The sequence below is a fragment of the Streptococcus oralis Uo5 genome (genome assembly GCF_000253155.1).
Classification (GTDB): Bacteria; Bacillota; Bacilli; order Lactobacillales; family Streptococcaceae; genus Streptococcus; species Streptococcus oralis_L.
In genome coordinates this window covers 1,380,208-1,395,958 of sequence record NC_015291.1, presented here as the reverse complement: position 1 = coordinate 1,395,958, position 15,751 = coordinate 1,380,208, and the positions used below count along the sequence as shown (strand labels likewise).

Below are 15,751 nucleotides of genomic sequence, written 5' to 3'. Positions count from 1 at the left end.
TTCTTTCGTGGAAAAGAAGCAACACGGTATCTCTTTTTTGTAGAAGATACGTCATGAAAAGAAAAGTATAAACTAAAGCCCTATAGGGTGGCTTCGCACCACCTTTAGAAAGAAGAATAACGTGAAATTTAATGAATTTAACTTGTCTGCTGAATTGCTAGCAGAGATTGAAAAAGCTGGATTTGTAGAAGCCAGTCCCATCCAAGAACAGACCATTCCCTTGGCTCTCGAAGGAAAAGACGTTATCGGTCAAGCTCAGACTGGTACAGGAAAAACTGCAGCCTTTGGCTTGCCAACCCTTGAAAAAATCCGTACAGAAGAAGCGACCATCCAAGCCTTGGTCATCGCTCCAACTCGTGAACTCGCAGTTCAAAGCCAAGAAGAACTCTTCCGATTTGGCCGTAGCAAGGGAGTGAAAGTTCGCTCAGTTTACGGTGGTTCCAGCATTGAAAAACAAATCAAGGCCCTTAAATCTGGTGCCCATATCGTGGTAGGAACACCAGGCCGTCTCTTGGACTTGATTAAACGCAAGGCCTTGAAATTACAAGATATTGAAACCCTCATCCTTGACGAAGCGGATGAAATGCTCAATATGGGCTTCCTTGAAGACATTGAAGCCATCATTTCCCGTGTCCCTGAAAATCGTCAAACCTTGCTCTTTTCAGCAACCATGCCAGATGCTATCAAACGTATTGGTGTTCAGTTTATGAAAGACCCTGAGCATGTCAAAATTGCTGCCAAGGAATTGACAACAGAGCTGGTGGACCAGTACTATATCCGTGTCAAGGAACAAGAGAAATTTGATACCATGACACGTCTCATGGATGTGGAACAACCAGAACTTGCTATCGTATTTGGTCGTACCAAACGCCGTGTAGATGAATTGACTCGTGGTCTTAAAATCCGTGGCTTCCGTGCAGAAGGGATTCATGGTGATTTGGACCAAAACAAACGTCTTCGTGTCCTTCGTGATTTTAAAAATGGGAATCTTGATGTTCTAGTTGCGACAGACGTAGCAGCACGTGGTTTGGATATCTCAGGTGTGACCCACGTCTACAACTACGATATTCCACAAGATCCTGAAAGTTATGTTCACCGTATCGGTCGTACAGGTCGTGCTGGTAAGTCAGGTCAATCTATTACCTTTGTTTCTCCAAATGAAATGGGCTACCTTCAAATTATTGAAAACTTGACTAAGAAGCGCATGAAAGGCTTGAAACCAGCGACAGCAGAAGAAGCCTTCCAAGCTAAGAAACAAGTAGCGCTCAAGAAAATCGAACGAGACTTCGCAGACGAAGCCATTCGTGGGAACTTCGAGAAATTTGCTAAAGATGCTCGTAAGTTAGCTGCAGAATTTAGTCCAGAAGAATTGGCTATGTATATCTTGAGTCTGACAGTCCAAGATCCAGACAGCCTTCCTGAAGTGGAGATTGCGCGTGAAAAACCACTGCCATTTAAACCATCAGGTAATGGCTTTGGTGGCAAAGGCAAGGGAGGTCGAGGAGACCGTCGTGGAGATGACCGTCGAGATCGTGATCGCCGTGGCAATGGTCACCGTGATGATTTCAAGAAAGGCAGTCGTGGGAACGATCGTTTTGATAAAGACAGACGTTACCGTAATAAAGACAATAGAAAACCTCGCAACACTTCAAGCGAAAAGAAGACTGGCTTTGTTATTCGTAACAAAGGAGACAAATAGAAAAAAGCGATTCACACTGTGAATCGCTTTTATATATAAGGAGACCGATAGTAAAAGAAGATGGTGATAGTAAAGGATAGGTGAAACGGAAAGGGATTTATCATGTCATCTTCTTATAATGTTATGATATCAAAAATAAAATTGCTTTTTTTCTAAAATATTTTTGCTGTTCAAAATTGCAATTAAATAAGCAATTTTCAGATAATTATTGAAATAAAGACTTTTCTATGTTATAATGGAAGCGATTATATGCGAGGTAAAAAATGGCACATTTATTAGAAAAAACAAGAAAAATCACGTCTATTCTAAAGCGCTCTGAGGAGCAACTCCAAGATGAACTTCCTTACAATGCGATCACACGCCAGTTAGCAGATATTATTGACTGTAACGCTTGTATTGTGAATAACAAGGGACGTCTCTTGGGTTACTTTATGCGTTATAAGACCAATAATGACCGTGTAGAACAATTCTTCCAAACCAAAACCTTCCCTGACGTCTATGTACAAGGGGCAAACATGATCTATGATACGGAAGCCAATCTTCCTGTTGAACATGATTTGACCATTTTCCCTGTGGAGAGCCGTGCGGACTTTCCAGATGGGTTGACAACGATTGCTCCGATTCATGTATCAGGGATTCGCCTAGGTTCCTTGATCATTTGGCGCAATGATAAGAAGTTTGAAGATGAAGATTTGATCCTTGTCGAGATTGCCAGCACGGTAGTAGGGATTCAACTATTGAACTTCCAACGTGAAGAAGATGAGAAAAATATTCGCCGTCGTACGGCTGTTACCATGGCGGTCAATACCCTTTCCTATTCAGAACTTCGTGCCGTATCAGCTATTTTAGCTGAGTTGGATGGGAATGAAGGGCAGCTGACTGCATCAGTTATTGCAGATCGTATTGGCATTACGCGCTCAGTGATTGTCAATGCGCTTCGTAAATTGGAGTCGGCGGGAATTATTGAGAGCCGTTCACTCGGAATGAAGGGGACTTATCTCAAAGTTCTAATTGGTGATATTTTTGAGGAAGTGAAAAAGAGGGACTACTAATGGCAAAGGCTTTAATTTCGATTGACTATACAGAGGATTTTGTAGCAGACCATGGAAAGCTAACTTCTGGCGCACCCGCTCAAGCAATATCAAAAGCCATTGATCAGGTAACTAGATTAGCTTTTGATCGTGGAGACTATGTCTTTTTTACCATTGATGCTCATGAAGAGAAGGATACATTCCACCCAGAAAGCAAGCTCTTTCCACCGCACAACATCATTGGAACTAGTGGGCGTAACCTTTATGGCTCCCTAGCTGATTTTTATGCTGAGCATGGGGCGGATAGTCGTGTCTTTTGGATGGACAAGCGTCACTATTCAGCTTTTTCAGGAACGGACTTAGATATCCGTTTGCGGGAACGTCGGGTTGATACTGTTATCTTAACTGGAGTCCTGACTGACATTTGCGTCCTTCATACGGCTATTGATGCTTATAATTTAGGTTATCAAATTGAGATTGTTAAGCCTGCAGTTGCCTCTATTTGGCCAGAAAATCATCAGTTTGCTCTTGGGCATTTTAAGAACACATTGGGAGCAAAATTACTGGATGAAAACCTTGCTGAAATTGAACTATAAGCCTGTTGGAAAAATGAAAAAAATCTGAAAAAAGTGTTGACAAAGATTTTGAAAGTTGATATACTAGTAAAGTAATCGACGCGGGGATGGCGGAATTGGCAGACGCGCAGGACTAAGGATCCTGTGACCGCTTTAGGTCGTGAGGGTTCAAGTCCCTCTCTCCGCATAGGGTAAGAGTTAGCTTTTGCTAGCTCTTTTTTTTTTTTTTGTTAGCACGCATAGTGATTATTCAACAAGAGAGGTCTACCTTTCTTGTTTTTTTCTTTTCTTTTAAATAGTGCTATAATATAGATAGAAAGTAACTGCAAAAAGTCTTATATGAAAGATCATCGAGTAATGGATACTAATAGGCTTGGTTAAAACGGATATATATAAGGTAGGAAAGGAGGAGTAGATAGTCATTTGGTATTTGAAATGAGTATTTCAAAAGTTTAAAGGAGGATTACGATGGTTAATGAACTTCAACGAATAATGAGCGCCTTTATTCAAATTCTCTTTATTATTTTACTACCTTCTATCTGGTGGTTTATGACTACGAGGGGGAAAGTTCCATTTATGGAATGGATCGGACTAAAAGCTATCAAAAGAGTAAAAACTTTGCATCTGATTTTATGGATGGTGGGGGGATTTTCCTTATTTACTATTTTTTCTATCCTTATCTTTCCTCTTACTAGTGGTCTAGAAACAGCTACTTCGGCTTTTTCTGCTATGGGTTCTAAGGCTTTACCAAGTATTCTAATTTACAGTATTTTGCAAACATCTTTACCAGAGGAACTATTATTTAGAGGTTTTCTACTGAAACGAATGGCAAATCACATGCCGTTTGTCTTTGCAAATACCATACAGGCCTTCGCTTTTGGATTGCTTCATGGAGTATTGTTTGCTTCAGTAGTGAGTTTGGGAGTCACTTTTTTCATTGTATTTTTTACTGGAGCAATAGCAGCTTATCTTGGTTTTGTTAATGAAAAGATAGCAGGAGGATCAATTTTACCAAGTTGGCTAATGCATGCCACAGCTAACATCCTCTCTGGTTTAGTTTCTGCATTTTCTTTGCTTTGAGTGGATGCAGTTATAAAAATGGAGCTGGTAGAAATACCAGCTTTTTTTCAAAAAATAAATCAAAAAGTTTTTTCGATTTCATAAACATTTCATATTTAGATTTTATAATAGTCTTACAAATATGGAGGTGACAAATGAATCCAATCCAAAGAGCTTGGGCTTATGTCAGCAGAAAACGACTGAGAAGTTTTATTTTATTTCTGATTTTATTTGTCCTTTTAGCAGGAATTTCAGCCTGTTTGACGCTGATGAAGTCCAACAAAACAGTGGAAAGCAATCTTTACAAATCACTCAATACCTCTTTTTCTATCAAAAAGATAGAAAATGGACAGACCTTCAAGTTATCGGACCTAGCATCCGTGAGCAAGATTAAGGGACTGGAAAATGTCTCTCCTGAACTCGAGACGGTCGCAAAACTAAAAGACAAGGAAGCAGTGAGTGGTGAGCAGAGCGTCGAACGTGATGACTTGTCAGCTGCGGACAAGAATTTAGTTAGCTTAACGGCTCTCGAGGATTCATCCAAAGATGTCACCTTTACCAGTTCGGCTTTCAATCTAAAAGAAGGGCGACACCTTCAAAAAGGGGACTCCAAGAAAATCCTTATCCACGAAGAGTTGGTCAAGAAGAACGGTCTTTCGCTTCATGATAAGATTCGCTTGGATGCTGGTCAGTCAGAATCTGGTAAAGGGCAGACAGTTGAGTTTGAAATTGTCGGCATCTTTTCTGGAAAAAAACAAGAGAAGTTCACAGGCTTGTCTTCTGACTTCAGTGAAAACCAAGTCTTTACAGACTATGAAAGCAGCCAAACCCTTTTGGGAAATAGTGAACCGCAGGTCAGTGCAGCGCGCTTCTATGTAGAAAATCCTAAGGAAATGGACGGACTCATGAAGCAGGTGGAAAACTTGGCTTTAGAAAGTCAAGGCTACCAAGTCGAGAAGGAAAACAAGGCCTTTGAACAAATCAAAGACTCAGTGGCAACCTTCCAAACCTTCCTCACCATCTTCCTTTATGGGATGTTGATAGCAGGAGCAGGAGCCTTAATTTTGGTCTTGTCTCTCTGGTTGAGAGAAAGGATCTACGAAGTAGGGATTCTTCTGGCACTAGGAAAAGGCAAGAGTTCAATCTTCCTACAATTCTGTTTAGAGGTAGTTTTGGTATCAATCGGAGCTTTGCTTCCAGCATTTGTTGCAGGAAACGCCATCACATCCTATCTGCTCCAAACTGTACTAGCCAGTGGAGATCAGGCAAGCTTACAGGACACGCTGGCCAAAGCAAGCGGTCTATCAACCAGTCTCCTATCCTTTGCAGAATCCTATGTCTTTCTGCTCTTGATTGGTTGCTTGTCCGTAGCCCTTTGTTTCCTATTCTTATTTAGAAAATCGCCGAAAGAAATTTTATCATCTATTAGTTAAGAAGGAGAAATCATGACTTTATTACAATTGCAAGATGTTACCTACCGTTATAAGAACACTGCTGAGGCAGTTTTATATCAGATCAAGTATAATTTTGAACCCGGAAAGTTTTATAGTATCATTGGTGAGTCAGGAGCAGGAAAATCCACTCTCTTGTCCCTACTCGCTGGCCTAGATAGTCCTGTTGAAGGTTCTATCCTTTTCCAAGGAGAGGACATTCGGAATAAGGGATATTCTTACCATCGCATGCACCATATTTCTCTGGTCTTTCAAAATTATAACTTGATAGATTATCTTTCTCCGCTGGAAAATATCCGCTTGGTCAACAAAAAAGCCAGCAAGGATACGCTTCTTGAACTTGGTTTGGATGAAAGTCAGATCAAGCGGAACGTTCTCCAGTTATCAGGTGGTCAACAGCAACGTGTTGCTATTGCTCGCAGTTTGGTTTCAGAAGCTCCAGTTATTCTAGCTGATGAGCCAACAGGAAATCTGGACCCTAAAACTGCTGGAGATATTATCGAACTGCTCAAGTCACTTGCTGAGAAAACAGGTAAATGTGTGATTGTCGTCACCCACAGTAAAGAAGTGGCACAAGCGTCAGATATTACACTTGAATTGAAGGATAAGAAACTGACTGAAACTCGCAACACTACAAAATAAGATGAGCTTGTTTTGATAGAATTATGAAATCAAATCTAGAAAGGGAACCTATGTTACACAACGCATTTGCCTATGTTACAAGGAAGTTTTTCAAATCGATTGTTATCTTCCTGATTATTCTCCTCATGGCGAGCTTGAGTTTGGTCGGCTTGTCGATCAAGGGAGCTACTGCCAAGGCTTCTCAGGAGACATTTAAAAATATCACCAATAGCTTCTCCATGCAAATCAATCGTCGCGTCAACCAAGGAACACCACGTGGTTCAGGGAATATCAAGGGTGAGGATATCAAAAAAATCACCGAAAATAAGGCCATCGAGTCTTATGTTAAACGTATCAACGCTATCGGAGATTTAACTGGATATGACCTTATCGAAACGCCAGAAACCAAGAAAAATCTCACTGCAGACCGTGCCAAACGGTTTGGAAGCAGTTTGATGATTACAGGTGTTAATGACTCCTCAAAAGAAGATAAGTTTGTCTCTGGCTCATATAAGCTGGTTGAAGGTGAGCACCTAACCAACGACGACAAAGACAAGATCCTCATGCACAAGGACTTGGCTGCTAAACACGGTTGGAAAGTCGGAGATAAGGTCAAACTAGACTCCAATATCTACGATGCAGACAATGAAAAAGGAGCCAAGGAAACAGTTGAAGTGACAATCAAGGGACTCTTTGATGGTCACAATAAGTCAGCAGTAACCTACTCACAAGAACTCTATGAAAATACAGCTATCACAGACATTCACACTGCTGCAAAACTTTATGGATACACAGAAGACACAGCTATTTATGGGGATGCAACCTTCTTTGTAACAGCAGACAAGAACTTGGATGATGTTATGAAAGAGTTGAATGGCATCAGCGGTATCAACTGGAAGAGCTATACACTTGTTAAGAGCTCATCTAACTACCCAGCTCTTGAGCAATCCATCTCTGGTATGTACAAGATGGCCAACCTCCTCTTCTGGGGTAGCTTGAGCTTCTCAGTCCTTCTCCTTGCCCTCTTGCTCAGTCTTTGGATCAACGCCCGTCGCAAGGAAGTGGGAATTCTCCTCTCTATTGGTCTCAAGCAGGCAAGTATCTTGGGTCAATTCATCACTGAATCGATCTTGATTGCCATCCCTGCTCTTGTTTCTGCTTACTTCCTAGCTAACTATACAGCTCGTGCAATCGGAAACACCGTCCTTGCCAATGTTACTTCAGGTGTTGCCAAGCAAGCCAGCAAGGCAGCTCAAGCCTCTAACCTTGGTGGTGGTGCAGAAGTAGATGGCTTTAGCAAGACCTTGTCGAGCCTAGACATTTCCATTCAGACATCAGACTTTATCATCGTCTTTGTCCTTGCCTTGGTTCTAGTGGTTCTCGTTATGGCGCTTGCTTCAAGCAATCTCCTCAGAAAACAACCAAAAGAGCTCTTGCTCGATAGCGAATAAAAAACTTGCTACCTATTCTCCCCTAAATGGGGTATAATATAGGTAGCATTTTTATCTATTTCATCTTGATAATACTCTTCGAAAATCTCTTCAAACCACGTCAGCTTCACCTTGCCGTACTCAAGTACAGCCTGCGGCTAGCTTCCTAGTTTGCTCTTTGATTTTCATTGAGTATAAGGACTCTTCCTATCAGGATGAAACAGAGAAGATTTACAAGAAATTTAAAGGAATGTGAAACGTTTTTCTATGAAAATTTTAATTGTAGAAGATGAGGAGATGATCCGTGAGGGGATCAGTGACTATTTGACGGATTGTGGTTATGAAACCATTGAGGCAGCAGATGGTCAAGAAGCTCTGGAAAAATTTTCCAGCTATGAAGTTGCTCTAGTACTACTGGATATCCAGATGCCCAAGTTTAATGGCCTAGAAGTCCTAGCGGAGATTCGTAAAAGCAGTCAAGTTCCTGTCCTGATGCTGACCGCCTTTCAGGATGAGGAATACAAGATGAGCGCTTTTGCTTCTCTAGCAGACGGCTATCTGGAAAAACCCTTCTCCCTCTCCCTCTTAAAAGTGAGGGTAGACGCGATTTTCAAGCGCTACTACGATACAGGACGAGTCTTCTCCTATAAGGATACCAAGGTGGACTTTGAGAGTTACAGTGCAAGCCTAGCAGGTCAAGAAGTGGCCATCAATGCCAAAGAGTTGGAAATTCTGGACTATCTGGTGAAAAATGAAGGCCGGGCCTTGACTCGTTCTCAGATAATTGATGCGGTCTGGAAGGCGACAGATGAGGTTCCCTTTGACCGTGTCATTGATGTCTATATCAAAGAACTGCGGAAAAAGCTAGACTTGGATTGCATCCTCACTGTGCGCAATGTTGGTTATAAATTGGAGAGAAAATGAAACGAACAGGTTTATTTACAAAGATTTTTATCTATACCTTCTCTATTTTTAGTGTTCTGGTTATTTGTCTTCATTTAGCCATTTATTTTCTCTTTCCCTCTACTTATCTGAGCCATCGTCAGGAAACCATTGGCCAGAAAGCGACAGCCATTGCCCAGTCCCTAGAAGGGAAAGATAGGCAAAGCATCGAGCGAGTGTTGGACTTGTATTCCCAGAGCAGTGATATCAAAGGAGCTGTCAAGGGAGAGATGACCGAGGACAAGTTAGAGGTCAAGGACAATCTTCCTCTGGATACGGACCGCCAGACCACCTCTCTCTTTATTGAGGAGCGTGAGGTGAAAACGCAAGATGGTAGCACTATGACTCTTCAGTTTCTAGCTTCCATGGATTTGCAAAAGGAAGCGGAGCAGATCAGTCTCCAGTTTCTTCCCTATACTTTGTTGGCATCCTTTCTGATTTCCCTTTTGGTAGCATACATCTACGCTCGGACCATTGTTGCACCGATTTTGGAAATCAAGCGGGTGACCCGTCGAATGATGGAATTAGATGCCCAAGTGCGATTGCGTGTGGATTCTAAGGATGAGATTGGTGATCTCAAGGAACAAATCAATAGCCTTTACCAGCATCTCTTGACTGTCATTGCGGACTTGCATGACAAGAATGAAGCTATTCTCCAGCTGGAGAAGATGAAGGTTGAGTTCCTACGAGGGGCTTCTCATGAATTGAAAACACCTCTGGCCAGTCTCAAAATCCTAATCGAAAATATGAAAGAAAATGTCGGCCGTTATAAGGATAGAGACCATTATCTTGGAGTTGCCTTGGGGATTGTGGATGACCTCAGCCACCACGTTCTCCAGATACTGTCTCTTTCTTCTGTTCAGGAATTGCGAGACGAGAAAGAAGAGGTCGACCTTCTTCAGATGACGCAAAGTCTGGTCAATGATTATGCTTTGCTCGCCAAGGAGAGAGAACTCCAGGTAGACATTAGCCTTACCCGTCAGCAGGCTTACATAAATCCTTCTGTGATGAAGTTGATTCTATCTAATCTCATCAGCAATGCTATCAAGCACTCCGCTCCAGGCGGCTTGGTCCGTATCGGAGAGAGAGAAGGGGAGCTCTTTATCGAGAATAACTGTAGTCCTGAAGAACAAGAAAAACTGGCCCAGTCTTTTTCTGAAAATGCTAGTCGCAATGCCAAGGGTTCAGGGATGGGGATTTTTGTGGTCAAAAGTTTATTAGAACACGAGAAATTAGCTTATCATTTTGAGATGCAAGATGATCGTTTGACCTTCTTCATGTCTTATCCTAAAGTCGCTCAAGACTAAAAGAAAGAAAGGGTTTACATTGATTGAGTTGGAAGAAATTCAATCTAAAGTATGGGAAAAACTAGCTTTTTTTGTCAAAAAGTGATAAAATGAACAATGTAAATGGGATGTCCCAAAAAATATATAGGAGGCCTGACAAATGGCAATCGTTTCAGCAGAAAAATTTGTCCAAGCAGCTCGTGACAACGGTTATGCAGTTGGTGGATTTAACACAAACAACCTTGAGTGGACTCAAGCTATCTTGCGTGCAGCAGAAGCTAAAAAAGCTCCAGTTTTGATCCAAACTTCAATGGGTGCTGCTAAATACATGGGTGGTTACAAAGTTGCTCGCAACTTGATCGCTAACCTTGTTGAGTCAATGGGTATCACTGTACCAGTAGCTATCCACCTTGACCACGGTCACTACGAAGATGCACTTGAGTGTATCGAAGTTGGTTACACTTCAATCATGTTTGACGGTTCACACCTTCCAGTTGAAGAAAACCTTAAGTTGGCTAAAGACGTTGTTGAAAAAGCACACGCTAAAGGTATCTCAGTAGAAGCTGAAGTTGGTACTATCGGTGGTGAAGAAGACGGTATCATCGGTAAAGGTGAGTTGGCTCCAATCGAAGACGCTAAAGCAATGGTTGCAACTGGTATCGACTTCTTGGCAGCTGGTATCGGTAACATCCACGGTCCTTACCCAGCAAACTGGGAAGGTCTTGACCTTGACCACTTGAAGAAATTGACAGAAGCTCTTCCAGGCTTCCCAATCGTATTGCACGGTGGTTCAGGTATCCCTGATGACCAAATCCAAGCAGCTATCAAACTTGGTGTTGCGAAAGTTAACGTTAACACTGAATGCCAAATCGCATTCGCTAACGCAACTCGTAAATTTGCTCGTGACTACGAAGCAAACGAAGCTGAATACGACAAGAAGAAACTCTTCGACCCACGTAAATTCTTGGCTGACGGTGTAAAAGCTATCCAAGCATCAGTTGAAGAACGTATCGACGTATTCGGTTCAGAAGGTAAAGCTTAATCTAGCTGAACAATACAGATGAAACCTGCCCATTGGGTGGGTTTTTTGGTTTATAGAAAAGTTTTTTGTTGTAGATAAAAAAGCAAAAACGACTAGAAGTTTTTACTTTTTGTTTTATTTTTACGAAATAAATTTTATTTCTTATCTTTTGAGTTCATTAAGGCTGCAACGACTGTTGCCCCAATAATTGGTGCAAGCGAGGCAATGATTCTAGAAGCATTTTTAACAGTAGAAGTAGTTGCAATTAATGAAGATGCTTCACTAATTTGTTCTAAATCTATAGATTTTTTCTCAGATACTGCATATTTTTCTGATTCATCAAAAAAATTTAGCAACAACTCTGCTCTATCAGCTCTGTCTTGATCTGTTGTTTTTAAATTTTCAATTTCGAAATCTATTACGGTACGTAATGCAATATAGTGAAGTTTTGTTAATCTACTTTTTTGAGTTTCAAGATTACTGATGGTTTGTTTAGTAACTCCTATAAGATTGCTAAGATCTAAACTTGTCCAATTTAAAATCTCACGAATAGCTTTTAGGTTATTTTGTAGAATTGCTCTTGTATCTTCTGTTGATGGATATTTTTCTTTTAACATATCTTCTTACCTATAATTTTCTACTTCTATTATAACAAAAATACAATAAAATTTAAATAGTTGACCACACTAAAATTATATACCTTATAAAAAATAATTGACAAGTATAATATTTTATATTATACTATATATACTAAAAGTAGAAGGGATTTGAATTATAAGATTGATTATTACAAAGGATAAAATAAAGAGGAATTTTTAATATTATCTTCTTTATGATTAACAGTAAAACTATTTATTAAAAATTAAGAGGAGTGTTTTTATGGATATTCAATTGACGTTTATCTTATTGTTAATTTGTTTGTGTTTCTTTCTATTGGTTAGAAAGAACATAATTACTAAAAAGTTTACGGACTTTTTGATAAACAATAAAGGACCAGAACTAGATTTTTTAGAATCTAGTGACTTCAGTGTTTTAGAATGTGCAAAAATACTAAACAAAAAATACCAAAATTGGATTGATTAATTCATATATTGTGGTTAATTCATTAAAAGTAGGGTAATATAAAATAAAGGGGAGTTATAATGGATGAACTTGTTAGAAAAATAGCAGCTTTTGGTTTTCCATCTGTAATACTAATGATAGCTATGAGTGCGACAGGGTTAGCAGGTGGGGCAGCGCTAACAACAGCCTTAGCTGCTCTTGGACTTGGAGCATTTGGTATGGTTGGAGGATTAGTTCTTTTAGGAACTATAGGTTTATTAGCTGATAAAATAACTGAGTTTGGTATTGAAAATATTACAAAACTTGTTCTTAAAGAACATCTTAAAACAACTTCGAAAGAAGAACTCGTTGAATTGGTAAAAAAATCTCTAATCACAAAATCTATGAAATTAAAAATTATTGATTATATTGAAAATTTTAATGAAAATTAAAAAGAGGTAATATTATGGCAAAACTATACGAATGTAAAGAGTGTTTACAACAGTTTACAAAAAAGGAAATTGATTGGGAAGCTAGTGATGAAAGATATGAAGATTACTGCTGTCATGACTGTTCAAGATTTCTAGAACAATGTGGTATTGATGCAATGGATCCTGATGGATTTGGATATGATGAGTATGGCAATTGGGATCAAGAACGTTTAGGTTTTTAGATTTTTGTGAGTTTTGATTTACTACATTAGATATATTTTTAATTAATTTAATCAACCAACCTGCCCATTGGGCAGGTTTTTTGGTGTTTTAAGGAAACTACTAAACCAGAATTTTTGTTTAAAAGTATTATTTTAAGAGAGAAATCTCTAATTTCATAATCTATAGGCAAACGCTTGCATTCTATTTTTTATTGGACTATAATAGGTTGGTATAAAGCCTTCTGTAATAATATTGAGAAGGTGTAGAAAGTAAGGATTTAGATATTTGTAATCAAAAATACAATGTTGCAATTCCTTGCGATAGGGAGAGATTTATGGCAATGATAGAAGTGGAACATCTTCAGAAAAATTTTGTGAAGACAGTAAAGGAACCAGGCTTGAAGGGGGCTTTGCGCTCCTTTATTCATCCTGAAAAGCAGACCTTTGAAGCGGTCAAGGATTTGACCTTTGAAGTTCCAAAAGGCCAAATTTTAGGCTTTATCGGAGCAAATGGTGCTGGGAAGTCGACAACCATTAAAATGCTGACAGGAATTTTGAAGCCGACATCGGGTTATTGTCGAATCAATGGCAAGATTCCTCAGGACAATCGCCAAGATTATGTCAAGGATATTGGAGTTGTCTTTGGACAACGAACCCAGCTATGGTGGGATCTGGCCCTGCAAGAGACCTACACGGTCTTGAAAGAGATTTACGATGTGCCAGACTCGCTCTTTCATAAGCGCATGGATTTTTTGAATGAAGTCTTGGATTTGAAGGAATTTATCAAGGACCCCGTGCGGACTCTTTCACTGGGGCAACGGATGCGGGCGGATATTGCGGCTTCCTTGCTCCACAATCCCAAGGTTCTCTTTTTAGATGAACCGACCATTGGTCTGGATGTTTCCGTCAAGGACAATATTCGCCGGGCTATTACCCAGATCAATCAGGAGGAAGAAACAACTATCCTCTTGACCACTCACGACCTGAGCGACATTGAGCAACTCTGTGATCGAATTTTTATGATTGATAAGGGGCAAGAGATTTTTGATGGAACGGTTAGCCAGCTCAAGGAAACCTTTGGCAAGATGAAGACTCTTTCCTTTGAACTGCTACCAGGGCAAAGTCATCTTGTCTCTCACTATGAAGGCTCTTCGGATATGACCATTGATAGACAAGGAAACAGCCTCAGTATTGAATTCGACAGTTCTCGCTACCAGTCGGCTGAGATTATCAAGCAAACCCTGTCTGATTTTGAAATCCGCGATTTGAAGATGGTGGATACGGATATCGAGGATATTATCCGTCGCTTCTATCGAAAGGAGCTCTAAGATGGTCAAATTGTGGAGACGTTATAAACCCTTTATCAATGCAGGTGTTCAGGAGTTGATCACCTATCGAGTCAACTTTATTCTCTATCGGATTGGGGATGTTATGGGAGCTTTTGTCGCTTTCTATCTCTGGAAGGCGGTCTTTGATTCTTCGCAAGATTCTTTGATTCAGGGCTTCAGCATGGCAGATATCACCCTCTACATCATTATGAGTTTTGTGACTAATCTTCTGACTAGGTCAGATTCGTCCTTTATGATTGGGGAGGAGGTCAAGGATGGTTCCATTATCATGCGCTTGTTGCGACCAGTGCATTTTGCGGCCTCTTACCTCTTTACAGAGCTTGGATCCAAGTGGTTGATTTTTATCTCTGTTGGACTGCCATTTTTAAGTGTCATTGTCTTGATGAAAATCTTATCGGGGCAAGGGATTGTAGAAGTGCTGGGCTTAACTGTCCTTTATCTCTTTAGCTTAACCCTAGCCTACCTGATCAACTTTTTCTTTAATATCTGCTTTGGATTTTCAGCCTTTGTGTTTAAAAATCTATGGGGTTCCAATCTACTCAAGACTTCCATAGTGGCCTTTATGTCTGGAAGTTTGATTCCCTTGGCTTTCTTTCCAAAGATTGTTTCAGATATCCTGTCCTTCCTGCCTTTTTCATCCTTGATTTACACTCCGGTTATGATCATTGTTGGGAAATACGATGCCAGTCAGATTCTTCAGGCCATCTTGCTACAGTTCTTCTGGCTCATAGTGATGGTGGGCTTGTCTCAGTTGATTTGGAAACGGGTCCAGACATTCATCACCATTCAGGGAGGTTAGTATGAAAAAATATCAACGCATGCATTTGATTTTTATCAGACAATACATCAAGCAAATCATGGAGTACAAGGTTGATTTTGTGGTTGGTGTCTTGGGAGTCTTTCTGACCCAAGGCTTGAACCTCTTGTTTCTCAATGTCATCTTTCAACACATCCCTTCGCTAGAGGGTTGGACCTTTCAAGAGATTGCATTTATCTATGGATTTTCTTTGATTCCCAAGGGATTGGACCATCTCTTTTTTGACAATCTCTGGGCTTTAGGTCAACGACTAGTTCGAAAAGGGGAGTTTGACAAGTACCTGACGCGTCCCATCAATCCTCTCTTTCACATCCTTGTTGAGACCTTTCAGATTGATGCCTTAGGTGAACTTTTGGTCGGTGGAATTTTACTAGCGACAACAGTATCTAGTATTGCTTGGACTCTTCCTAAATTTCTGCTTTTTCTAGTTTGTATTCCCTTTGCGACCTTGATCTATACTTCCTTGAAAATCGCGACAGCCAGTATCGCCTTTTGGACCAAGCAGTCAGGAGCCATGATTTATATTTTTTATATGTTTAATGACTTTGCCAAGTATCCGATTTCCATTTACAATTCGCTTCTTCGTTGGTTGATTAGCTTTATCGTACCTTTCGCATTTACAGCCTACTATCCTGCCAGCTATTTCTTGCAGGACAAAGACGGGCTCTTTAATATTGGTGGATTAATTGTGATTTCTCTTGTCTTCTTTGTTATTTCTTTAAAACTCTGGGACAGGGGCCTGGATGCTTACGAAAGTGCAGGTTCGTAAAAGGAAGA

16 protein-coding genes and 1 tRNA gene are annotated in these 15,751 nt (G+C 40.3%); 16 read left to right on the top strand and 1 reads right to left on the bottom strand.

Features of this window, described 5'->3' with window-relative positions; genetic code table 11:
• The first annotated feature begins 121 nt into the window (after positions 1-121).
• The 11 genes from SOR_RS07050 to SOR_RS06995 all read left to right on the top strand — a co-directional run bounded on the left by SOR_RS07050 (position 122) and on the right by SOR_RS06995 (position 11,136).
• Positions 122-1,699, top strand: a complete 1,578-nt coding sequence (locus SOR_RS07050) for a DEAD/DEAH box helicase (protein ID WP_000671079.1) — start codon at positions 122-124, stop codon at positions 1,697-1,699.
• 263 nt (positions 1,700-1,962) lie between these two features.
• Positions 1,963-2,751, top strand: coding sequence for a GTP-sensing pleiotropic transcriptional regulator CodY (codY, locus tag SOR_RS07045; RefSeq protein ID WP_000940724.1), 789 nt, complete (start codon positions 1,963-1,965; stop codon positions 2,749-2,751).
• Positions 2,751-3,326 carry a cysteine hydrolase family protein gene (locus SOR_RS07040; RefSeq protein ID WP_001029657.1) on the top strand — a complete coding sequence of 192 codons (576 nt, stop codon included), beginning with the start codon at positions 2,751-2,753 and terminating at the stop codon, positions 3,324-3,326. The genes codY and SOR_RS07040 overlap by 1 nt, the downstream gene beginning before the upstream one ends.
• An 80-nt stretch (positions 3,327-3,406) precedes the next feature.
• Positions 3,407-3,492 (top strand) — tRNA-Leu (locus tag SOR_RS07035).
• A gap of 281 nt (positions 3,493-3,773) precedes the next feature.
• Positions 3,774-4,385, top strand: coding sequence for a CPBP family intramembrane glutamic endopeptidase (locus SOR_RS07030; protein ID WP_000245886.1), 612 nt, complete (start codon positions 3,774-3,776; stop codon positions 4,383-4,385).
• A gap of 134 nt (positions 4,386-4,519) precedes the next feature.
• Positions 4,520-5,797: an ABC transporter permease gene (locus tag SOR_RS07025; RefSeq protein WP_001068257.1), complete on the top strand. Its 1,278-nt coding sequence runs from the start codon at positions 4,520-4,522 to the stop codon at positions 5,795-5,797.
• 12 nt (positions 5,798-5,809) lie between these two features.
• Complete coding sequence (gene vex2, locus SOR_RS07020) at positions 5,810-6,457, top strand: ABC transporter ATP-binding subunit Vex2 (protein WP_000173735.1); 648 nt, start codon at positions 5,810-5,812, stop codon at positions 6,455-6,457.
• A gap of 50 nt (positions 6,458-6,507) precedes the next feature.
• A complete protein-coding gene (gene vex3 / locus SOR_RS07015; protein WP_000903002.1) occupies positions 6,508-7,887 on the top strand; it encodes an ABC transporter permease subunit Vex3 in 1,380 nt (459 codons plus the stop codon).
• Between the two features lie 246 nt (positions 7,888-8,133).
• Entirely contained in the window at positions 8,134-8,790 is a 657-nt protein-coding gene (gene vncR / locus SOR_RS07005; protein ID WP_000697935.1) for a response regulator transcription factor VncR, read from the top strand.
• Complete coding sequence (gene vncS / locus SOR_RS07000) at positions 8,787-10,115, top strand: sensor histidine kinase VncS (protein ID WP_000831379.1); 1,329 nt, start codon at positions 8,787-8,789, stop codon at positions 10,113-10,115. The genes vncR and vncS overlap by 4 nt, the downstream gene beginning before the upstream one ends.
• A 139-nt stretch (positions 10,116-10,254) precedes the next feature.
• A complete protein-coding gene (locus tag SOR_RS06995) occupies positions 10,255-11,136 on the top strand; it encodes a class II fructose-bisphosphate aldolase (RefSeq protein WP_001018995.1) in 882 nt (293 codons plus the stop codon).
• Positions 11,137-11,270: 134 nt separating this feature from the next.
• On the opposite strand, the gene SOR_RS06990 is transcribed toward SOR_RS06995, so the two are convergent.
• Positions 11,271-11,732, bottom strand: a complete 462-nt coding sequence (locus SOR_RS06990) for a helix-turn-helix transcriptional regulator (RefSeq protein ID WP_000910599.1) — start codon at positions 11,730-11,732, stop codon at positions 11,271-11,273.
• A 525-nt stretch (positions 11,733-12,257) separates the two neighbouring features.
• On the opposite strand from SOR_RS06990, the gene SOR_RS06980 reads away from it, so the two are divergent.
• The 5 genes from SOR_RS06980 to SOR_RS06960 all read left to right on the top strand — a co-directional run bounded on the left by SOR_RS06980 (position 12,258) and on the right by SOR_RS06960 (position 15,743).
• Positions 12,258-12,608 (top strand): hypothetical protein, encoded by a 351-nt coding sequence (locus SOR_RS06980; protein WP_000344039.1) that lies wholly within the window; start codon positions 12,258-12,260, stop codon positions 12,606-12,608.
• 14 nt (positions 12,609-12,622) lie between these two features.
• Entirely contained in the window at positions 12,623-12,829 is a 207-nt protein-coding gene (locus SOR_RS06975) for a hypothetical protein (RefSeq protein ID WP_001096802.1), read from the top strand.
• Positions 12,830-13,143: 314 nt separating this feature from the next.
• Positions 13,144-14,136, top strand: a complete 993-nt coding sequence (locus SOR_RS06970; protein WP_001240816.1) for an ABC transporter ATP-binding protein — start codon at positions 13,144-13,146, stop codon at positions 14,134-14,136.
• Between the two features lies 1 nt (position 14,137).
• Positions 14,138-14,956 (top strand): ABC transporter permease, encoded by an 819-nt coding sequence (locus SOR_RS06965; RefSeq protein ID WP_000240158.1) that lies wholly within the window; start codon positions 14,138-14,140, stop codon positions 14,954-14,956.
• A gap of 1 nt (position 14,957) precedes the next feature.
• Positions 14,958-15,743: an ABC transporter permease gene (locus tag SOR_RS06960; protein WP_000760729.1), complete on the top strand. Its 786-nt coding sequence runs from the start codon at positions 14,958-14,960 to the stop codon at positions 15,741-15,743.
• Positions 15,744-15,751 lie beyond the last annotated feature (8 nt).